Consider the following 22,812-nt stretch of genomic DNA (forward strand, 5'->3'; position numbering starts at 1 on the left):
GTTTATTTTAATTCAAACGGATAAATTACCTTCCAATCGTTTTTCATATCAATGATGGTCCACTTTTCTGCCTCCGCCTGATCCAGACCTTTATCTAACTTTCCAATATGAGAATCACGGTCGTAAGCCCACTCTCTTTCTCCATCTGTATGATGAACATATACATTCAAAAATGTCTCTTGTCCTGAGGCCCATTGTAACATGGCTAAATCACCATCAGAGTTCCCCACGGAGATCACTGGTCTACGTCCGATAATTCTCTGAATATTCTCTGGTTTTCCAGCCTTATCATCCACAAAATGAACTTCCGGTAATTTCATGATTTGCGGATGTCCATTATTATAGGAATAAGCTGTTTTTAATGTAGTTCCAATAATTTGCTCTGGTGGAATATTGTAAATGTCCGACACAATTGGACGCATAAAATCTACACCTCCTCCTGAAACGATGTAAGTTTTAAATTCATTGTCCTGCAGGTATTGTAACAATTCCAACATGGGTTGATATACCAAATCAGAATATTTACGGTGTAATTGTGGATGTTCTGCTGAAGCTGCCCATTGCTTTACAATTTCTTCAAATTCTTTTGTAGTCACATTGGAATGACTGGTCAAGATCAATTGGATTAAGCCTTTTTCCCCATAGCTCAAAAGCTTAGGCATATCATTTTGTAAAACGGCACTATATGGCATCAAAGTATCCCATTCCGGATGTTCATTTGCCATCGCTTTGATTCGATCAATAGCAAAGAATAATTGAAAGTATACGGGTTGTTCAGCCCAGAGGGTTCCATCATTATCGAATGTAGCAATACGTTGAGCCGGGGCCATGTAATCCACACTATTTACATCGGTAACACGGGTTACAAAATCAATAATCTCTTGTTTTGATTTCACATCATTCCAGGATGGTAAAATCTCAATTTGTTGTTCAACATTCTGGGGATGCTCTGTACAGGAACTTATCCCCAAAATCAAAATTAAGTTCCATAAGATTATTTGTGATTTCATATTGTATAGATAACACAAAGCCGAATACATGTATTCGGCTTTGTGAGTTTAACTTATTTAAATTTAATTTTTTGGATTGGTTTGCAACGACTGCATCACCTTATCCATACTTAAAGAAGACCCCAATACTGGTGGATATTCTTTAAATGATTCCAGGAACTCTCCCACATATACTTGTGCCGGAACAAATGTCCACATATTGTCCGCAAACCAACGGATATACATACTTGATTTGTAAGACACTTCATATGGATCCGCTCTTAAGTTGATTAAAACCGGCCAGGATGGTGTTTTTCTGTATGCTTCGTTAATTGCACCCTCCATAATGGTAAAATGTAATTTCCAGTTTTGGTAACGTAATGCATTTAAATTACCACCGGCATCAAAATAGAAAATCTCTTTTCTTGGCGCCTCTTCTACATCTCCTTTCCAGAATGGTAATGCATTGTAACCATCCAGGTGACACTTGAAGTTTTTACCAGATGCCTGGTAACCTTTTAACAATTTCTCTTTTACATCCGGAACACCTGCTGCTGCCAATAAAGTCGGCATCATATCCTCATGTGAGTAGATATTGTTATCAATCGTTCCCGGCTTGATTACACCCGGCCAACGAATAGCGCATGGTACACGGAAACCACCTTCCCAGGTTGTTCCTTTTTCACCAGCAAATGGAGTTGTACCTCCATCAGGCCAGGTAAATTTCTCAGCACCATTATCTGTAGAATACATGATAATTGTATTGTCTATAATTTTCAATACTTCCAATTTAGCCAATACTCTACCGATTTGTTTATCATGCTCTACCATTCCGTCCGGATACAATCCAATGCCCGTTACGCCAACACTTTCGTCTTTTAAATGTGTCCAAACGTGCATTCTTGTTGCACTTAACCATACAAAAAATGGTTGTCCATTCGCATGCGCTTTTTCAATGAACGCAATGGCCGCATCGGTAAATTCATCATCTGCTGTTTCCATTCTTTTACGGGTTAAAGGTCCCGTATCTTCGATTTTTCCATCAGAATAACTATGGATCACACCTCTAGGTCCGTATTTTTTATGAAACTCCGGATCTTTTGGATAGTAATATGTTTCTGGTTCTTCCTCCGCATTCAGGTGATACAGATTTCCAAAAAACTCATCAAATCCGTGGTTTGTTGGTAAATGTTCGTCTTGATCTCCCAAATGGTTTTTGCCAAACTGTCCGCAGGTATATCCCTGTGGTTTCAACAATTCGGCAATGGTAGGTTGATCATCTTTAATCCCTTGTTTACTTCCCGGCATTCCAATCGTCAATAATCCGGTTCTGAAAGGATGTTGTCCCAAAATGAAAGCTGCTCTACCTGCCGTACAGGATTGCTGCGCATACCAATCGGTAAACATAGCACCTTCATTTGCAATTCGGTCGATATTTGGAGTTTGGTACCCCATCATCCCGTGGTTGTATTTACTGATATTGGCCCATCCAATATCATCGCCCCAAATCACCAGGATATTGGGCTTTTTGTTTTTCTGTGCCATCACCATGGATGACACTGCTACTAAAGCTAATAAAATTAGGCTTTTTCTCATCTGTTACGGTTTAATTTATACTTGTGCTATCGCCATAATTTGGCGATGAATTAAAAAATAAAACTATATATATTTTCTATTTTTAAAACAATCATTTTGCGACATTTCACTCTAATCCGGACCTGTATTCATTTGGTGTTAAACCATTCATTGCCTTAAACTTTCGAATAAAATTTTGACTATTGGCGTAATCCAGTCTTTGCGAAATTTCCTTTATGGAAAGTCTCGGATCATTCAACAACTCATAACTCTTTCGCTTTAAAAATCTCGATTTTATTTCCATAAAATGCGTTCCTTCTTGTTGCAATCTTCGCTCTATCGTTTTTCTGGAAACATTCAATAAATCGGATAATTCATCCAAACTTGGAATATGTCCTACTTTAAAACTTTCCAACATCCGTTCAATTTTGAAAGCATTGGTTGAATCATCGTATAGTGTATTAATTCCGTTAGAATCCACTGTCACTTCAGGAACTGGTTTCGCAAGTAGCGAGGTTTTAAATAAAACCCAACTTTCATTTTGATTGAGTTTTACCGGATAATCTCCCTTAGGAAAAATTGATTCCAAAATATTACTGGTTTCAGCTGTTATTCCTAGTTCTATGGGCTGAAAATCCTTTCCACCTACCAGCATAAACGCATCTAAAATTCGTGCAATATCAATCTCCTCAGAAATCAATTTACCATGCCCCTGAACCTCATTAATCTTAACAGAAAATCGTGATAAATTCCCATTAATATCCAACGCCATGGAATAATTGGAACGCAACATCTTATGACATTTTATAGCGTTTTCCAAAAAACATAGGAAATTGGGGCTTTGATATAAATGACTGCTCACAAACCCCATGTTGGTAGACCTGAAATGTTCTTTAAAGTCTACCACCAAACTATCCACACCTAATTGATTCTTGATATTCAACAACAAATCTCCTAACAGTTCATTCGGAATATATTTATCCGGATCAGTTAGGTCTAGTTTTCTCAAATAGGAAGATTGAATAAACCGATCTGGGTTTATTCCATTTTCTTGTAATCCTGAAAACAATGATGGTAAATATGAATTAAGTGCAATATCGGTCTTCACTATTGATGTTAAATGAGTTTAGTTTATAAAATTAAAACCAGGTCGATTAAGCTATCGACCTGGCAGGTTTTGAAAAGTTTCGATTAATTATTGGTAGGTGTAGATAATTTCTCCATCACTTTATCCAAACTGAAACTAGCCGCTTTCATTCGCGGTGGATATTCCTTAAATGTCATTAAGAACTCCCCTACTATTTCTTGTGACGGCACCAATAAAAAAGCATGATCCAATACCCAATCGTAATATGTATTTGATGTAATATTCGCTTCTTCGTATGGATCACGTCTCAAGTTAAAAATCAACGGCACTCTTAAAGGGGTAAATGGATTGGCCCAAACTCCTAATGTTCCTTCCATGCGTTGCTCCATGAATATTAATTTCCAATCATCATATCTCAATGCGGTTAAATCACCATCATCTGAGAAATAAAACAATTCATGTCTACGACCTGTTTTTTCTTCACCCATTAGATATGGCAACATATTATACCCATCTAAATGTACTTTATAAGTTTTTCCATTAATGGTATAGCCTTTTAACAGTTTGTCTTTTACCTCAGCGTCACCAGCTGCTGCCAATAAAGTTGGCATCCAGTCCATCCCAGAGAAAATCTCATTCGACACACTATTTTCTTTAATCTTATTTGGCCATCTCACCATTGCAGGAACTCTCCATCCTCCTTCCCAATTGGTATTCTTTTCACCTCTAAAAGGACTAGCAGCTGCATCCGGCCAGGAATTTTTATGAGGGCCATTATCTGTTGAATACACTACAATAGTATTATCGGCTATTCCCAATTCATCTAAGAGTTTTAAGAACCTTCCAATATGCATGTCATGCTCTACCATTCCGTCTCCATATTCATTCTGACCTGAAACTCCACGTAATTCTTCTTTTACATGTGTTCTAAAGTGCATTCTGGTTCCATTCCACCACACAAAAAACGGCACGCCATCTTTCACAGATTTTTTGATGAATTCTATCGCTGCATCTGTAGTCTCATCATCAATCGACTCCATTCTTTTCTTAGTCAATGGTCCGGTATCTTTTATACTTCCATCTGCTGTAGAATGAATCACTCCACGTGGTCCATATTTTTTTCTAAAGTTCGGATATTTCTCAGGGTCCGGATAATCCGGTAATTCCGGTTCTTCCTCAGCATTCAGGTGATATAAATTACCATAAAACTCATCAAAACCATGATTTGTTGGCAAATGTTCATCTCGGTCTCCTAAATGGTTTTTTCCAAATTGCCCGGTAGCATATCCCAATGGTTTTAACAACTCGGCAATGGTAGGGTCTAATTCCGAAATCCCTTCTTTGGCCCCCGGCATTCCTACTTTACTTAGCCCGGTTCTAAAAACGCTTTGTCCTAAAATAAATGATGACCTTCCAGCGGTACAACTTTGTTCTGCGTAGTAATCAGTAAAAATCATTCCTTCATTAGCAATACGGTCAATATTCGGGGTACGATATCCCATCATGCCCATGGTATATGCGCTAATATTGGATTGTCCAATGTCGTCTCCCCATAGTACCAAAATGTTGGGTTTCTTATTTTTTTGAGCTTTTAAATCGGTGGATTGGATTCCTAGTACAAAGGCCAATCCCAGGAACAACAGGTTCCTTTTCGGTGTTAATAGTAATTTAGTCATAGTAGTATCTATTTGATTGACATAAAATTAACCTTTTTATTTAGATCGTGTATTATATCAATTTGATGATTAGAATTCTCTCCCAAATGCTACGGCAATAGACCAGGTATTATAGCCTTCTTTCACATCATAAAAAGCCCCGGGAGCCAATATCCAATCATTTGAAAACACAAAGGCATACTCAGCACCAAATCTCATAACTCCGAGGTTTTTATGCTTTTCAATTTCTATTCCTCCTCCGGCAAAAACATTTACATTACTAAATGGGTTATATGAAGCAATAGCCGTCATCACCAATGCTTTAGAACGATTTAAATCTTTCTTAATGATTAAGTAATCCGATAGCTCCAAATCAATCATGGTTCCGATCTCCCACCTCGGACTAATCTTTCTAAAATAGTCAATCCCAATAGAAGGCACATATACTCCGGTGACCTCGGTTCCTTCAGGCTCAGCTCCTTCTGACACATAACTGTAACCAAATGATAAGGACAACAGGTTTTGTAATTCTTCAGTTTCTTCCTGCGCCTGAATGGTATAGCTAATCGCACAGGCTGTTATGATGGTCAATAAAATTTTTCTCATTATTTGTGCGTCTTTTGAAAGTTCAAAAATCAATAATTTGCAGGAACAAAAAACTTTCAAATGATATTAAAACAGCTCCATTTGAGAAAATATATCTGCACCTTCCAATTTGAGTAATCTCTTTTTAGCGGATAACCCTCCTGCGTAACCTACTAAATCACCATTACTTCCAATAATTCTATGACATGGGACCAAAATGGAAATGGCATTTGCACCATTAGCTGTTGCTACTGCACGAATGGCTTTTTCATCTCCCAAAATCTTTGATAATCCCAAATAGGTTTCGGTTTTTCCGTAGGGAATTCGCACTAACGCATCCCACACCTTCTTTTGAAAATCAGTCCCGACCCAATGCATAGGCACATCAAACTGAGATCTGTTCCCCGCAAAATATTCTTCTAATTGATCAATGGTCTTTTGGATCGTTTCATCACTACCTTCAATATATTCTGCAGCTAACCCCGATTGAATACGTTTATCAATTTGCTGACGCATTTTACGATATTTCCAATCCGCCAGACATAATTTCCCCGCATATGATCCCAACAGTATTTCTCCAACCGGAGATTTATATGTCTTTACAATCACATGTTTCATTTTATCTCTCTTCAATAATTCTTCTGGTTGGGATTGGCGCTTGAATTCCAGCATCTTTTAATGCTTTAAAAATGGATAATGAAATTTCACTATCTGTTTTTAAAGTATCCGAAAAAGTGGTCCAGTACATCAAAGCAAAATCTAAATTCCCATCAATCCCATAACCATAAAAATATGTTTTTGGTGCCGGATCAGAATAGGTCAATTCATGATCTTTGGCTATGTTAGTTAACAGATCGATCACCATTTCCGGATCCGCACTGGATGAGGTTTTCATCAAAATACGACTTCTTCGGTCACGATTCGCCAACGTCCAGTTTACCACTTTTTTTGAAATCAAATCTCCATTAGGTATGATCGCTTCCGAACCAGAATAGGTACGAATATTACTGGATCTTACACCAATATTAGTCACCACACCTTTTTCCTGATCAATTTCAATGGTGTCTCCCAGGTTAATGGGTCTTTCGAATGCTAAAATCAATCCGGCAATAAAGTTTAAAACCACATTTTGCAATCCAAATCCAATACCTACACCCAGAGCTCCAAACATAAACTCTAACTTACTAACATCTACCCCAGCTGAACGCATGGCTAAATAAAAACCAATACTGATAATGATAATTCTTAACAGTAACGACATCGCAGGAGCTACCCCTCTAGGTAACGCTTGAATCATCCATTCATCATGGAATATTACAGCGGCCAGCTTTGCCATCAATAAGGCTCCAACAAAAAATCCAACAAAGGCTAAAACACCTCCTAATGAAAAACGCATATCTCCAATCGTCCAACCTATATGTAAGGAATCGTTGAACCATTCAATCACGTTTTCATATACATCAAACCCGATCAAGGTAAAGATGACCCAAAGCACCAAACCGATAAATATCAGTACAGGTTGAAATCTTTGGTTTGTTGCATCTACCATAGCGGTTAATGCTTTGGCATTTTGACTTTTTCTCAGTTTGAAAAATACGACCAATATACTGGTCACAATACGCACAGACAACAATACCACCATCCCCAACGCAACAGAAGTAAATACACCGTGTAGTACTACTGATGAAAGGTTAACCATTCCAATCACATTCGTCAAAATCGAAACTCCTGCGACTACGGTATAAAATGGCAACAACCATCGATGCATCCATTTTACCTTTTGGAATCGATCAGGATGGTTTTTCATTGCACGTTTTCCAACGATTAATGCTCCAATTAGAACAACACTATTTAGTATCATGATCCATCTGGAAAACACATCTTCTTCATCAAAATACACTGAAAATATTTCGATCAAATACGATAGTATAATAAGATGCAGGAATAATCTTAATTCTTTGGTGGTGATTTTAGGCAGCAATACGGATGTTCCAATTAGCACCACCATAATCTCGAATTCTCCAAATATTGGGATAACTCCTTCAAAGAACATAGATGAAATCAACACCCCCACTACCAATGCAGAAACTATTGGATTATTCAGGATTTTATATGCTTGTTCATCCACTTTGTTTTGCACTTCAAACTCAAAGAAGTCCCATCCTCTTTTCATTCGAACAATCATCCAAATAATTAAAAATATCAACATGATTTGCAACAAGATGGTCCCCACATTATCCACCACAAAATCGACAAACTGCTTACCATCATATGCAACCTTATCCCACAAATCTTTTTTATTGGAAGCAGTATTAACATCAGCCTTATTCTCATCCACAACTGTAGAATCCATTAAAATGGTATCCACTTTCCCCAGAGCCCAAATTGGTGGGGCATCCAGAGTGAAATAATCCTGCTTCATCTGGTCTCCCACACGTTTCATTTCAGACATGGTCTCATCTACAACCAGAATTAATTCGGTGAGTCGGGTTTGAATGGTAAACACACTATCCAATCGGGATTGTGCCATAGTAATTAAATCATCTAATGTGACAATTACCGTATCCAAACTTCCAAAAACCTCAGGAGATTCCGAACTGTTGGTCAATCGATCTTTGGTCGCCTTCCACTTCTCCAACTCTTCAACCAATTCATCATTGACATCGGTAATATCAGAAGTTCGATCATTTAATACCCCCTGTAATTTTTTAAGTTGCTTACGATAGTTTTGCCACTCCACTTCCCGGTTTCGCAGATCCCTTCTGGAAATCACTTCTAACTCCTCCAGTAAGGTATCCCGTTTGGAATTTATAGCAACATACGCAGTATCTAAAACGGAATCTACTTTAACCGTTTGCATACTTGGCTTCAAGACCTCTTTCAGACTATTCAAACGCTGACGTAGTGTTTCGGTCTCTCCTGAAATTTGCTCAATAGACATCCCCTCATCAGTCTGGGTAATACTATCTTGTTTTTCAATTTCCTGCTCTTGTGCGACTAAAAAAATCGGCACACACAAAACCATCAATAAAACAACACGTCTGATATAGTAGATCATAATCAAATAATTTCCATTGAACTTTTCCGGATTATGCCAAAATAAAAACATTATGATAATAAATCATCTTTTCTACATTAAATCCATCTGTTTTGAAATGGATCATAAATTAAAACTTTATTCTATCAATTATTATAAATTTATGGGTTGATCTTCCGAACCAGAAATAATTCATCAATATGACACAAATCGCCTTTAATAAAATATCCTCTCCTACTAAATTAAGATCATGCAACTATCCGCTATTATTATCCACAACACGAACACCACCTTTGAACTCAAAAACATCCTAAATCAATATTTCACAGAAATTAAAATTCTTGGTTCGGCCAGTACCTTAGACTCCGGAGTGAGTTTGCTCCATAAAACACAACCTCACATCGTTTTTCTGGATGTACATTTATCCAACACCGAAACAAGTTTTGACCTCTTAAATCTATTCCCTGACCGAAAATTTCATGTAATCTTTATCACCTCTCATTCTCAATACGGTCTACAAGCCATTAAATACAACGTGTTCGACTATATCATCACCCCAATAGATTACAAAGAAGTCATTCAATCTATCCACAGGTTAAAAAAGATTTATTATAGTCCGAATGAAGATACTCCCAGAACTGATATCGTCATGATTCCTACATCAAAGGGCACCCATATTGTTCCACTATCCGATATCTTATATTGTAAAGCCGATGGCAGCTATTCCATCTTTAAACTTGTCAATAACAAACGACTCGTTCTTTCACGATCACTTAAGCATGCTGAGACCATATTATCTGATCATCGATTTAAAAGAGTCCATCGCTCATTTATTATCAACACCCATAAAGTCTCCAAATTTTATATTCAGGATGGTGGTTTTGTAAAAATCCTAAAAGAAAAAATACCCATTTCAAAATTTTTCGTTCAAAGAGCTTCTCAATTATTTAGCATTTAACGCTCCTTATAAAATCATCACCCTAATTCATGAAACGAATCCCGTCACTCATGAAACCACCCTATTAATTCACACATAATCAATGTATTTTGAAAGCCACTAATTTATTTGCTGGTACATTTCGGGCTTACCTCCCATTCTATTAACTATTACGGAGCTTTCGGAAAATCCTTACAAAAGAGTACGCTATACTAATCAAAATCATTTATTATGAATTTTAATAACACCACGGATCATTTCTATGAATGGTCTTCTAACTTTTTACAATCCTTATTGATCTTCACCCTCCTCATAGGAGCAAATTATTTACAAGCACAGGAATATGACGAATGGGCATTTGGATCAGGTGCAGGAATAAACATAAATACCAATGCTTTATTAAGTCCGGTTCCTACTGGTTCAAGTTCAGGAAGAGAAGTCTCATATTGTGATGCTGCAGGAGATTTATGGTTTTATACTAAAGGAAATACGATTTACAACTATCAAACTGGTGCAGTTTGTACCAGTTGTATTCCTGGAAACAATCGTAGAAAAGTAATTGTCCCTAAGGTTGGTGGAGCAAGCAATGAATTCTACATATTCACCGTTCCAACCGCAACTTCGACCAATACGGGACTGTCGTATCATGTATATAATGCAACGACCAATTCTATTTCAAGCACTGTTACATTGGGATTTTCTCCAGGTACATTTGGAGCACATTGTCAGGAAAGATTGGCTGCTGTGCCCCATTCAAACGGAACAGATTATTGGGTGGTTATAAAACCTAAAGTGGGTACAATTCCTGGTGCAACAGTATTACCAACATTACCTGCTGGAACGACCAATTCAGATCTATATGCTTATCGCGTATCTTCTTCCGGTGTTGCAAACTCACCGGTGATCAGTGATGCTGGATATACCGCTGATATCAATCCTCAAACAAACTATCTGGGCCAGGCCAAATTCTCTCCAGACAAACAATATTTTGCCAGTGTGGAAAGAAAAACATTTTCAACGGGCTTTACACATCTTTATAGATTCAATAGTGGCTCAGGTAAATTCCACCACATGTTTGCTTTACCTACACCAAGTAGCCAGTCAGCATATGGGTTATCATTTAGTCCAAATTCAAAAGTTCTTTATACATTGACCAATGGGACTACCGGCACCTGGAGTGAAAAAATCATACAATATGATCTTGAAGATTTAGATTGTGACCCAACTGCGACCCCTCCTTCCTGTGTTTTAACGATTTCTAGTGGGTCATCTACTCAAAAGGTTTCTGAATTTCAGTTGACCACAGATGGTAGGCTTTTAAAATCTAATGTTGGTTCAAATGCCATTGATGTTATCAGTAATCCAAATGAAATTGGTTGTGCCAATATACAGTACCTACCAAATAGTTTAACCGTTGGTACAGGAGCAAATGTTTCTGGAGTAAGCTTACCAAACAACATTGATGGAGAGAAAAACAACAGCAGTGTATCTATTTTTACTTGTTCAAAAACATGTAGCACAGCTACATTTTCATTTACTGGTGGTGCGGATATCATTACATGGAATTTTGGAGATGGGACAAGTATTTCAGGAAATCCTGACCTTGGTGGAACACCTCCACAATCGCATACTTCAGGGACTTATTTTAGACCCGTACATCAATTCCCAAATGGAGGAGGAACATATACCGTTACAGCGTCCACAAGTACTTATTCTGTAAGTACAACTGTGACTATTCTAGGCATCACTCCAATTCAAGTGAGTTCTTCAAGTTTTCCGGTGTGTGCAGGAAATAATACTGCAGCAAACATTGCTGTAACTAACTCTTCCGCTTTTTCTTCTATTTCATGGGTGGATTGCACTCCTCCAGGATTATCACCTCTCCCAAGTGCTACAGGAAATTCAGTAACCTTCTCCACAGGGTCTATGTTAGCTGGAACTTATACTTATTGTCTGACAGGAATTTTAACAAATGGATGTACTGTAACAGAACAATATTCATTTGACATCACTCAGGGAGACTGGCCAAAAATCACCAATAATACTGCTTCATGGGATAAAGGCACATGTACCGCAACCGATAATCATGGTGACATTTATATGGGGGGTGAATTCGATGAAGAAACAGACTTTGATGGAATTACCGTATCTGGAAATCCAAATGCCAAAGTAAACGCCTATTTAGCTAAATACGAGTTATGTAACACAGTAGAATGGGTTGCTGTAGCCAGTTCTACCGATATGGTTACACGCACTTCTATGGATATCAATGAAAGTCTGGAACTTATATATGTTAGCGGAAGATGTCAGGATCAAACCATATTTGAGTCGGGTATAGATATGAACGGTTCTCCTGTTTGTCCAACGTCTATTACCATTAATGGAAATGGAGTCTATGTGGCTATTTACGATTATGATGGTTGTCTGCAAGACGTACATATGGTGAACGACAACTCCAGCTTTATTCAAAACTCTGCACATGTTGCCGTATCCAGACCATCGATAAGTGGAGGTATTCAAGATCGCGTGTATCTGTCCATAAACGTTACCCCATTAAATGGATCAATTGAAAGATTACATGTGGTCGGGTATAGACAAGTTGGTACAAGCCTACTTACACAATGGCAACAAAACCTAGAGTCTAAATTTGGAATTTATGCCGCTGATATTAGTGCTATAGGCAACACTATAGGTGTGACCGGAAAATTCTGGGGAGCAATGTATTACTACAATCCAAATCAAACGCTTTTGGGTGCTAATGCAAGTGCTGCAAAATCTGAGGCATTTGTTATTGGTTTAAGAGATCAGGGAGGTGCTAGTGTATACAATCCAGAATTTACTGCGAGAATAAACAGATACTCACTCCCAAATGTGTATTCAGAAGGTACCGGTATCTATCTGGAAGATGAGTCTCAAATGTATTTATCCGGAAATTTTGATAACGATATTAAAGCGCCATTTAATATGGGAGGAACCAATATCCAGGTATATACTACCCCAGGAAATACTGCTGGCTACATTTTCAGACTTAATGATAATAATTTCGTAACCAATCCGGATTGGTTTAGAACCATTTGGGCAGATAAAAAAATGACTGCAATGGATGTGATTACCAGATATAATCACACTTATTTCGTAGGTAACTGGGAAGGACCCGAATTCTTTATTGACAATACAACTATTGATAATAATCTGGATAAAAACAAAATGTACATCTATTGTATCGTAAATGATGGAACAATAACTTCTCCGTTGACTTATCTGAATTATTCACAAAACCTCTCCGGAGGCAACGATTTTATGACCCCAACAAGAATATCATATGCCACCGAAAATATGTATGTGAGTGGATTCTTTCAGGGAGAATATGAGATGATCAATGACGTAGCGCAAAACTCAAGTATTCAGTCGACTACAGGTACACATAATAGTATGATGTGGAGATACTATTCTACTTCAAATAATGGGCAAGCATTTAAAAAGGAACAGCCAACATCTACAGTAAGCTTTAGAAAACAAGCTGAACAAATCATGGTATTCCCAAATCCGGCACATGAAGTATTTACAATTGATCTTCAAGAGTTTTCAAATGCCGAATCATTTAATGTATCTATTTATGACATGACAGGTAAAATGGTTCATCAATCCAATTTCACATCTAACACAATGCGCATTGACGCCAATGAGTGGAAATCCGGATTGTATATGATCATGATTCAAAATGAAAATGAATCATACTCTAAGAAAATCATCATTGGAAGTCATTAACCCAATCATCATATCATAATGCAAGAGCTCATATAAAATTATATGAGCTCTTTTATTTTTACTTAATAATGCAATCATATAACCATAATGATTCAATGATTTAATCCCAACATTAGATTCATACAACACCTTTAAATTTGACCATCAACGTTATACGTGTTTTCTGTTTATCGATTCTCTTGAACATGATCAATGAAAAGACCACATTAGATTCCAAACAATCTCCGATGGATATCATTAAGATTGACAAATTCAAATCGCTCACCGGGGTTAAAAATAATTTTCTAGCACAATCCGCTATGAAAGTTTTGGGATTAAATAAAATGAACTCGATTTATAATCAATCTTATCATAAAGACGCTTCAATATTTCTGGAACAAATCAAAAATAATCTGGAGCTTGAAATTGAATTTGATCCTACTGACCTCAAAAACATCCCCAAAGAAGGCCCTTTTATTACCATTTCAAATCATCCTTTTGGAGGTATTGATGGTATACTGCTCCTGGAACTCTTACTAAAAGTTAGACCTGACTTTAAAGTACTTGGAAATTACTTACTCTCTAATATTGAACCCATTCAAGACCAAATCATTCAGGTTGACCCTTTTCACCCAAAAGATCAAATTAACCTCAGTGGGATCAAACAAGCTTTGACTCATATTTCAACCGATCACCCCATAGGAATTTTCCCGGCAGGGGAAGTTTCTTCGTGGTCGGGTTTGAGAAAAGGAATCATCGATAAACCCTGGAAAAAATCCATCATTAAGTTCATTAAGCGCTGTGAAGTTCCTATTATCCCTATTTATTTTCATGGATCCAACAGTGTAGTTTTTAATGGACTTGGAGTTATTCACCCATTTTTGAGAACCCTCCAACTTCCACGTGAAGCCATCAAGCAAGGGCGTGGTCCTATTCAAATTAAAATTGGAAAACCGATTAGTGTAAAGCGTCAAAATAAGTTTACATCCAATGCACAATTTGGAGCCTTTCTTCGCTCTAAAACCTACATTCTGGGTACAGGGTTAAAATCCAATCTCTTTTTCAAAAAGAAGTTTTTCTTAAAAAAGCCCAAGCCCATAATTCACCAGACACCTCACCAACTTATTATTTATGATCTGGTTCAGATTCCTAAAGAAGACAAACTGTTCTCGGTTGGTCCTTTTGATTGTTTTTGCACCACCATAGAAAACATCCCGAATATCATTAGAGAAATTGGTCGTTTACGAGAAATTACTTTTCGGGATGTTGGGGAGGGAACCAATAAAGAATTAGATATTGACCAGTATGATATCTATTACAAACACCTATTCGTTTGGGAACGTGAAAAGCAAAAAATTGTTGGCGCCTATCGTGTAGGAAACGGCAAACAAATCATGGCTGAATACGGTAAAGCTGGCTTCTACATTTGCTCATTATTTAAAACCAGCCCGGAACTTAATCCGTTGTTAGCCTCTTCTATGGAACTGGGTCGTTCTTTTATTGTGCAGGAGTTCCAAAGGTCGGCAAGTGCTTTATTTATGCTTTGGAAAGGTATTTTATATTACACCATCAACAATAAAGAATGTGATTACCTCATTGGCCCGGTAAGTATAAGCGGACGTTACAATAAGAACTCAAAAATGCTGATCGCTAATTATATTATTGAACATCATTTTGATGAGCAACTAGCTGAATTTGTTAAACCCAGAAAACGTGTCAGATTCACGCGCTTGAACAACAAAACCAACTTCAATGCACTAAATAGTGAAACTTTAGAAGAATTAGATCGCGTGATCGAAGCCATTGAACCCGGTAAAGTCAAACTTCCGATTCTGCTAAAGAAATACTTAAAACAAAAAGCAAAAATTATTGGGTTCAATCGAGACCCACAGTTTAACAATGCTTTGGATGGATTTCTGGTTTTAAAACTTTCTGATCTGAACATTGAATTTGTAAAAGGCCTCTCTCAGGACTTTGATGACGTTGAATTGTTAAGTCGGTTTAGTCAGAATTAAGAAAACCACTCCCCTGACTTCAGGAAGTGGTTCTATATTTCATTCTATATACTATTTAAAGCGCATTATCCATGATATCCTGAACAACTTCCGGATTTAATAGTGTAGAAGTATCTCCTAAATTGGAAGTATCCTTACCCGCAATTTTTCTCAAAATTCTACGCATAATTTTTCCAGATCGTGTTTTAGGAAGTCCGCTGGTAAATTGAATTTTATCCAGTTTGGCAATCGGACCAATATGTTCTGTAATAATTTGATTGATCTCTTTTCTCAAATTATCATGTAATCTTCCTTCACCTGTTTCTTTCAAGGTAACATATCCATACAATGCATTTCCTTTCACATCATGAGGGAAACCCACAATGGCCGATTCTGCAACGGCCGGATGTTCGTTGATCACATCTTCTATTGGTGCTGTACCTAAATTATGGCCCGAAACAATAATGACATCATCTACACGTCCCGTGATTCTATAATATCCCACAGCATCTCTTAATGCCCCGTCACCGGTAAAATACTTATCCTCAAAGGCACTAAAATATGTATCTTTATATCGTTGATGATTTCCCCAAATAGTTCTGGCCATTGAGGGCCATGGATATTTAATACATAATCTTCCATCCACCTGCTTACCTTCAATTTCATTTCCATTTTCATCCATTAATACCGGTTGAATTCCTGGTAATGGTAATGTGGCATATGTTGGAATGGTTGGTGTCACATATGGAATTGGGGACAACATAATGCCTCCGGTTTCTGTCTGCCACCAGGTATCTACAATTGGACTTTGTTTCTTGCCCACATTGTCGTTATACCAGTGCCACGCCTCTTCATTGATCGGTTCTCCAACAGATCCTAAAACTTTTAATGAACTTAAGTCATAACGATCTACGTGTTCTAAATTCTCTTTAGCCAATGCACGAATCGCAGTTGGTGCGGTATAAAACTGTGTGATCTTATGCTTCTCTACAATTTCCCAAAACCGTCCACAATCCGGATAACTCGGAACACCTTCAAACATTACTGTTGTGGCCCCATTGGCTAATGGCCCATATACAATGTAACTATGTCCGGTAATCCAGCCAATATCCGCTGTACACCAGTAAATATCTTCATTTCTGTAGTTAAACACATTCTTAAATGTATAGGCCGTATATACCATATACCCTCCTGTCGTATGTACCATTCCTTTTGGCATTCCTGTCGAACCAGATGTATACAAAATAAACAATGGGTCTTCTGCGTCCATAATTTCCGGTGCACATTCTTTTGACGCACCATCCAGCAATGGTTGCAACCAATGGTCACATCCATCTTTCATAGTGATCTCTGACTGAATTCGTTTAGCTACCAAAACACTTTCCACACTTGGACAGTCTTCCAAAGCTTCATCAACTATACCTTTTAAATCAATAGTCTTTGCTCCACGATATGAACCATCAGAAGTAATCACCATTTTACAATCCGCATCATTAATTCGGGTAGACAATGCAGTAGATGAAAATCCAGCGAATACAACCGAGTGAATAGCTCCAATCCGGGCACAGGCCAAAACTGAAATAGCTAATTCAGGAATCATAGGTAAATAGATACATACCCGATCTCCTTTTCCAACTCCCTGATCTTTCAATACATTGGCAAACTGATTTACACGTTCATGTAATTGATTATATGTGATGTGTTCCGCAGCTTCATTTGGATCATTAGGTTCAAATAAAATAGCCGTTTTATCTCCTTTGGTAAATAGGTGTCGATCTATACAGTTTTCTGTAATATTAAGCTTTGCTCCTTCAAACCATTTTACTTCCGGAGTCTTAAAATCCCAACTCAACACATTATTCCATCGCTTTCTCCATACAAAATGTTCTTCGGCTATTTCCTCCCAAAAATTCTCGGGTTCTCGTACTGATTTTCGGTATACTCTATAATACTCTTCTAAATGTTTGATATGATAATTACTCATGTCTGTTCAAGTAGTTTTTATATTTCAATGTTCACGTTAAAGTGCGGAACAATTTACAAAGAATTTTGAGAGATCGAATCTTAAAAACTCATTTTACAACCCTTCCTCTCGATCTCCATTTGCAAACACAGCAAAGTGCTTTTTTTCACTTCCATGAACAGGGTCATGACCAGACCAGGGCCAACCACCAAATTGTGTTTTTTGATAATCCATAAATGCCTGTCGAATCTCATCTTCTGAGTTCATTACAAAGGGACCGTATAGGACTACCGGTTCATGTATAGGTTGACCTTGTAAAAACAGCAGATATGCATCTTCACTCCCGTTTTTCAATTGAATATCATTGGCACCTTTCAATTCGACACCTGAATGTGATCCAACCTCAACTTCAGCAATCTCCATGTGATCACCCCCATAAAAAAACAACGTCCTATTGACATCACTTGTAGCTTTTGGCAGAGTCCATTTTGCTCCTGCTTCCATTCGAAGCATCCAAACCCGTACTTCATGACTAGATTCATTGGCCCAGGAATTTGGTGCACATGGGGGACTCCTAAACTCTTTATAGTCTCCTGATATTATGGTTAATTGTATAGATTTTCCAGATGCATCCTGTTCTGAAATCTTTGGTACATCTTGCTTCCAAATCATGGCATAATGAGGTTCCACCATTTTGTCTTTTCGAGGGAGGTTGAGCCAAATTTGAAAAATCTCTAACGGGTTACCTTGATCTTGATTCAGCAAAGGAAACATTTCAGAATGCTGTACACCTTTTCCTGCAGTCATCCATTGTACATCACCATCACCAAACCTGCCATAAGCGCCTAAAGAATCTGCATGATCTACCGTTCCTTCGGTCGTAATCGTAATAGTTTCAAACCCTCGATGCGGATGATATGGAAATCCGGGAACGGTTTGCCCATGATACATTCTCCATCCATCTTTCAATACAAAATCTTCTCCCAGTCTACGTCCTTCCAAAGACGCATCCGGACCTAAATTTGAATTTCCTTTTGGATATGCATCTGCATGATGCGCACAAAATAAAAACGGGTCCTGCGTTTCCCATGGGAATCCTAATTTAAATACCCGTATTACATCTCTCATCCGTCTATAACCCTTCTTCTCGATTTTTGTATGCTGCCCAAATCAATCCCATTGAGATAAATCCGATGCCCATTCCAATCGCTCCACCTACTGCTACATTCCCCATCAACATTCCTAATCCACCACCAACGAACATACATCCTACGAAAATAACTCCACCGATTTGTGATCCACTTTTTGTATTTTCTGCCATAGCTTATATTGATTTTTTGTAAAGATAAAAAAATGCCTTTACTCTAATTTAAAGTAAAGGCATTTCTACAAAAAATTATGGATCAATGAATTATGGAGCCAATTGCTTTAATACATTTTTCAATATGGATTTATTGTAATAATCCATATCCCGATTCATCACATAAACCATACACTCTCCGGAATCTGCATTTACCAACGTTTTGATAGATTGGCCAAAAAGGTATGGGGTATTAAAGTAAATCAATACTTTTTTTCCGGATAAAACCGCCTCATCTATTTCTTCTTGTGTAACCACTTTCATATTGGAATTCCCAATCTTATCCATATCCTTTTTCTCTAAGGCCACATCCGATTTCAAAATATAAATAGGATATGTACCCACTTCAGATTTTTTTGATTTCAAATAGCTGTAACTAGTTGTTGGAATATTTAATTTTTCTCCATTGTAAGTTTTTGTGAATTTCACATTCTGACTTTTAATCAGTCGAGTTAGGATGGCTTCCAGGTTTTCACTTTCAAAGGCTTCTGCTGGAATAAAATCTTCAACGACAACAGGTTTGGCCGTAATCTTATTTTTCTTTTGCGTGATATGTTTATGTTGATTGTAACATACCAAAATATCAGCTGTTCCGCTACCTGCTTCAGTTTCAATATTGATTTCAAATACCCCCATCACATAATCTTCTTCATCTCCGGTATATGCCTGATATTCTTCAAATGTGATGAATGTATAATCAGAAAATGTCCAATACTCTGATACGATATCTTTGATCAGGATATTATAAGGCGATGCCTCGTTGGCCTGTAAAACGAATTTTACCCCGTTTTTTTTGGCGTCATCCACAACAGATTTAGCCTGTAGTGAATTTGTAAACAGCCCTAAAAAGGCCATAACTAAAAAAGTAAGAAATGTATTTTTCATAGATCAGTTTTTAATGTGACGGAAATTTACATCAAAGGGTTTTATCTATAAAAAAATTAGCCCGGACTTAGGTAAACCCTATTCCCATTTAGGCAACTGGTGTGGTCTGGCATAAGGTAAGTCCATCATTCGATTCAAAGCATAATATCTATTGAGTCCGGATACACCAACATTTTGGGTCATCTCTAAATCCACATAACCATTGGCTGCCACAGCTTCATTTGGAATCATCAAATGCGCTACCTCACCAACAATCAAAGTGGTTTGATTACTTTTTATGTCAATTTCTTCTTTAAAAGACAACCCTATTTTTATCCGAGACTCTAAAACAAACGGTGCTTTAAAACCTTCTAGATATTCCTCGTTCAGATTACACATTTCAAATTCAGAAACATCGGCTTCAAACTTTGCTGAGGTATAATGAGATTGCTTGATAATACCCTGATGTACATGATTTATCGTAAACATTCCGGTCTCCTTAATATTCTCATAGGTATCTCTAATAACTTCATGTTTGGGACGTAAAATAAACCCCATTAAAGCAGGGCTTGAACCCAAATGTACCACCGAACTAAAAACCGCCAGATTTGGAACTCCATCCTGAGATACAGTTCCAATCATATTGACTGATTTTATCCCAGAAATCGAGTTCATGATATTTAAGCGTCTCACGTGATCCAGGTATTCAATATCTGATTTTGTAAAATGCATACTTAGTTCGATTTATACACTCCAAACCTTTTTTCAATGGCTTGTGTGCGGTAATTAAATATTTCATTCAATTTGGGACGAATCATCATTCGATTTGCCATAGCCCCAATAATACCGAAGGGTGGCTGATATGAAACAATATCTTTCATTAACACTCCATTTTCAATCGGTTCAATATGATGCTGATGATGCCACATTTTATATGGCCCTACACGTTGTTCATCTACAAAAAACTTATGATCTTCCACATGAGTTATTTCAGTGACCCATTGTGTTTCAATTCCCAAAACCGGCCTAACCAAATAACTAATAATCATTCCGGCATACATCTTTTCCGGTAACGATTTACTTGTAATATCGAAACCCATATAATCGGGAGTGATTTCTTTTAGATTTTTTGGCGAAGAAATAAAGTCCCATACTTCTTCCATGGAAGCGTTGACTTTCTGTGTATTCGTAAACTGATCAAATGCCATCTTCATTTTGTCTAACTTATTTGCAAAAATATTAAACAAAATGGATTTTAGGGTAACTTATTCCTAAAGAGGTATCTTGCTTAACGCGTTAATCTCGATATGATTTTCGCATGATTCGGATATTCCAAAGTCAATTGATCTGTGACAGCCAACTCAAAATCTCTAAAATCAAAACCTGGAGCAACCGTACAACCAGCTAATGAGAACGCTCCATCAGATGCCACTTCAGATGCAAACCAATCACCAGCGCTTACTACATATTGTGGCACTTCTCCATTGGAAAAATCGCGGCCTATCTTAATTTTTTTATAGACACCTTCTTTGGAAATAATATGTAAATCAATAGGTGCCCCATCATAAAAGTGCCAAATCTCATCTTGTTGGATTCTATGAAACGCAGAAAAATTACCTGCAGTCAAAAGGAAATAAATACAAGTTGAAAAATTTCTCTCACCTTCTATTCTTAACCCCGACTCTTGCGGGTTTAACTTTCCCTGACTTCGATAAGTTTCTTTAAAATAACCTCCTTCAGGATGTGGTTCTAAATCCAGGGTCTTTATAATCTGTTTGATTTTTTCTGACTGCTCCATAGAACCGCAAAATAAGAAAATCCTCACCCTATAGCTCCTAATAAGTTCAAGAAACATAAAATTCACCAATCGCTGAATAACATTTTTTTAGAACAGCCCAATTCTATTTTCTCTACATTTGCATAGATTGAATTTAAACACGAACGACTCTCAACGGGAGTCCTAAAAATAAGAGATTATGTATCCTCCTGAATTAACAAAACCAATGGCTGAGGAATTAACCGAAGCAGGGTTCACACAATTATCGACTGCGGATGCAGTAAACGAAGAGCTTAAAAAAGACGGAACTGCTTTTGTGGTGATCAATTCTGTATGTGGTTGTGCAGCGGGTAGCGCAAGACCGGCTGCCAGAATTGCAATTACGAACGATAAAACTCCGGATAGATTATTGACCGTATTTGCAGGTGTGGATGCTGAAGCTACTGCTCAGGCGCGTAAGTTTATGTTACCTTACCCTCCATCATCTCCATCTATGGCGGTATTTAAAGATGGTAGATTGGTTCACTTTTTAGAGCGCCATCACATTGAAGGAAATAGTGCGGAAACAATTGCTGAAAATTTAGCAGCTGCATTTGATGCTTTTTGTTAAAATTAAAAACGAAAGATTTCAAAAGCGTCTGAGGATTCTCAGACGCTTTTTTTATGATACTATTTTTCAATTTGAAGTAGAGTCCTCTCTGTAGATTTCCCTACTAATTCTACCAGATACAATCCATTTTCTAAACCAGATATATCAACAATGGAAGTTGGTTGCGATATAAACAAAACTTGCTTTCCAGACGTATCAAATACCCTAAGTGCTTTTTGTCCATCTGGAACATGAATAATATGACGGGCTGGATTTGGGTATATAAATGTTTTAGGTTGAATAAGCTCAGCAACCGCAACTGGTGTTTTTTTTATCACTTTAACCACCATACTTTCTCCAGTATTGGATTCTAGCCTTAATAAATACAGACCTGTTTTTAAAAAAGAAATATCGTAATTAAATTCATGTTTTCCCGGCCAAATAATAGAGTCGTTTATTGGGGAAAATAAATTTCTACCAACTATATCATATAAATCCAAATTATATCTCCCAAATGACACTTTGATATGGACATTTAATTGGTCTGCTGTAGGATTCGGATAGACGTACATAGTATCAATGTTCTGTGTTCTCACATTGCTTAAGGAAAGTAATAACCCAATAATTAATACTATAGTTTTTAATCTATTCAT

General features: G+C 37.3%; 19 protein-coding genes. 4 read left to right on the top strand and 15 right to left on the bottom strand.

The features are described 5' to 3' along the window. Positions 1–2: 2 nt before the first annotated feature. The 7 genes from KFE94_06905 to KFE94_06935 all read right to left on the bottom strand — a co-directional run bounded on the left by KFE94_06905 (position 3) and on the right by KFE94_06935 (position 9,000). The gene (locus KFE94_06905) at positions 3–1,010 is read right to left on the bottom strand and encodes a haloacid dehalogenase-like hydrolase (protein ID UTW67836.1); all 1,008 of its coding nucleotides are present in this window, start codon (positions 1,008–1,010) and stop codon (positions 3–5) included. A gap of 63 nt (positions 1,011–1,073) precedes the next feature. Then, the gene (locus tag KFE94_06910) at positions 1,074–2,585 is read right to left on the bottom strand and encodes an arylsulfatase (protein ID UTW67837.1); all 1,512 of its coding nucleotides are present in this window, start codon (positions 2,583–2,585) and stop codon (positions 1,074–1,076) included. Between the two features lie 106 nt (positions 2,586–2,691). After that, a complete protein-coding gene (locus KFE94_06915; GenBank protein ID UTW67838.1) occupies positions 2,692–3,672 on the bottom strand; it encodes a helix-turn-helix transcriptional regulator in 981 nt (326 codons plus the stop codon). Between the two features lie 83 nt (positions 3,673–3,755). Beyond that, complete coding sequence (locus KFE94_06920; protein UTW67839.1) at positions 3,756–5,327, bottom strand: arylsulfatase; 1,572 nt, start codon at positions 5,325–5,327, stop codon at positions 3,756–3,758. 69 nt (positions 5,328–5,396) lie between these two features. Beyond that, entirely contained in the window at positions 5,397–5,912 is a 516-nt protein-coding gene (locus KFE94_06925; protein ID UTW67840.1) for a hypothetical protein, read from the bottom strand. A gap of 66 nt (positions 5,913–5,978) precedes the next feature. After that, positions 5,979–6,509: a methylated-DNA--[protein]-cysteine S-methyltransferase gene (locus tag KFE94_06930; protein ID UTW68228.1), complete on the bottom strand. Its 531-nt coding sequence runs from the start codon at positions 6,507–6,509 to the stop codon at positions 5,979–5,981. 1 nt (position 6,510) lies between these two features. Then, positions 6,511–9,000 (bottom strand): mechanosensitive ion channel, encoded by a 2,490-nt coding sequence (locus KFE94_06935; GenBank protein UTW67841.1) that lies wholly within the window; start codon positions 8,998–9,000, stop codon positions 6,511–6,513. A 178-nt stretch (positions 9,001–9,178) separates the two neighbouring features. On the opposite strand from KFE94_06935, the gene KFE94_06940 reads away from it, so the two are divergent. The 3 genes from KFE94_06940 (at position 9,179) to KFE94_06950 (ending at position 15,627) form a co-directional block, all read left to right on the top strand. Continuing rightward, entirely contained in the window at positions 9,179–9,886 is a 708-nt protein-coding gene (locus KFE94_06940; GenBank protein ID UTW67842.1) for a response regulator transcription factor, read from the top strand. 210 nt (positions 9,887–10,096) lie between these two features. After that, on the top strand, positions 10,097–13,633 hold the full coding sequence (locus KFE94_06945; protein UTW67843.1) for a T9SS type A sorting domain-containing protein: 3,537 nt from the start codon (positions 10,097–10,099) through the stop codon (positions 13,631–13,633). 185 nt (positions 13,634–13,818) lie between these two features. Beyond that, positions 13,819–15,627 carry a lysophospholipid acyltransferase family protein gene (locus tag KFE94_06950; protein UTW67844.1) on the top strand — a complete coding sequence of 603 codons (1,809 nt, stop codon included), beginning with the start codon at positions 13,819–13,821 and terminating at the stop codon, positions 15,625–15,627. 55 nt (positions 15,628–15,682) lie between these two features. On the opposite strand, the gene acs is transcribed toward KFE94_06950, so the two are convergent. From acs to KFE94_06985, 7 genes are all read right to left on the bottom strand, one after another. Then, positions 15,683–17,590 (bottom strand): acetate--CoA ligase, encoded by a 1,908-nt coding sequence (gene acs, locus KFE94_06955; protein UTW67845.1) that lies wholly within the window; start codon positions 17,588–17,590, stop codon positions 15,683–15,685. Positions 17,591–17,683: 93 nt separating this feature from the next. Continuing rightward, positions 17,684–18,697: a pirin family protein gene (locus KFE94_06960; GenBank protein ID UTW67846.1), complete on the bottom strand. Its 1,014-nt coding sequence runs from the start codon at positions 18,695–18,697 to the stop codon at positions 17,684–17,686. A gap of 4 nt (positions 18,698–18,701) precedes the next feature. Then, entirely contained in the window at positions 18,702–18,890 is a 189-nt protein-coding gene (locus KFE94_06965; protein UTW67847.1) for a hypothetical protein, read from the bottom strand. A gap of 90 nt (positions 18,891–18,980) precedes the next feature. Next, positions 18,981–19,814, bottom strand: coding sequence for a hypothetical protein (locus KFE94_06970; protein ID UTW67848.1), 834 nt, complete (start codon positions 19,812–19,814; stop codon positions 18,981–18,983). Positions 19,815–19,892: 78 nt separating this feature from the next. Next, positions 19,893–20,525 carry a flavin reductase gene (locus KFE94_06975; GenBank protein ID UTW67849.1) on the bottom strand — a complete coding sequence of 211 codons (633 nt, stop codon included), beginning with the start codon at positions 20,523–20,525 and terminating at the stop codon, positions 19,893–19,895. A 2-nt stretch (positions 20,526–20,527) separates the two neighbouring features. Further along, on the bottom strand, positions 20,528–21,001 hold the full coding sequence (locus KFE94_06980) for an SRPBCC family protein (GenBank protein ID UTW68229.1): 474 nt from the start codon (positions 20,999–21,001) through the stop codon (positions 20,528–20,530). 80 nt (positions 21,002–21,081) lie between these two features. After that, positions 21,082–21,591 carry a cupin domain-containing protein gene (locus KFE94_06985; protein ID UTW67850.1) on the bottom strand — a complete coding sequence of 170 codons (510 nt, stop codon included), beginning with the start codon at positions 21,589–21,591 and terminating at the stop codon, positions 21,082–21,084. A gap of 178 nt (positions 21,592–21,769) precedes the next feature. On the opposite strand from KFE94_06985, the gene KFE94_06990 reads away from it, so the two are divergent. Next, complete coding sequence (locus tag KFE94_06990; protein UTW67851.1) at positions 21,770–22,180, top strand: BrxA/BrxB family bacilliredoxin; 411 nt, start codon at positions 21,770–21,772, stop codon at positions 22,178–22,180. Positions 22,181–22,239: 59 nt separating this feature from the next. Here KFE94_06990 and KFE94_06995 read toward each other — a convergent pair whose 3' ends face one another. Then, the gene (locus KFE94_06995; GenBank protein ID UTW67852.1) at positions 22,240–22,812 is read right to left on the bottom strand and encodes a T9SS type A sorting domain-containing protein; all 573 of its coding nucleotides are present in this window, start codon (positions 22,810–22,812) and stop codon (positions 22,240–22,242) included.

It is taken from the genome of bacterium SCSIO 12643, assembly GCA_024398135.1.
Lineage (GTDB): Bacteria > Bacteroidota > Bacteroidia > Flavobacteriales_G > Salibacteraceae > CAJXZP01.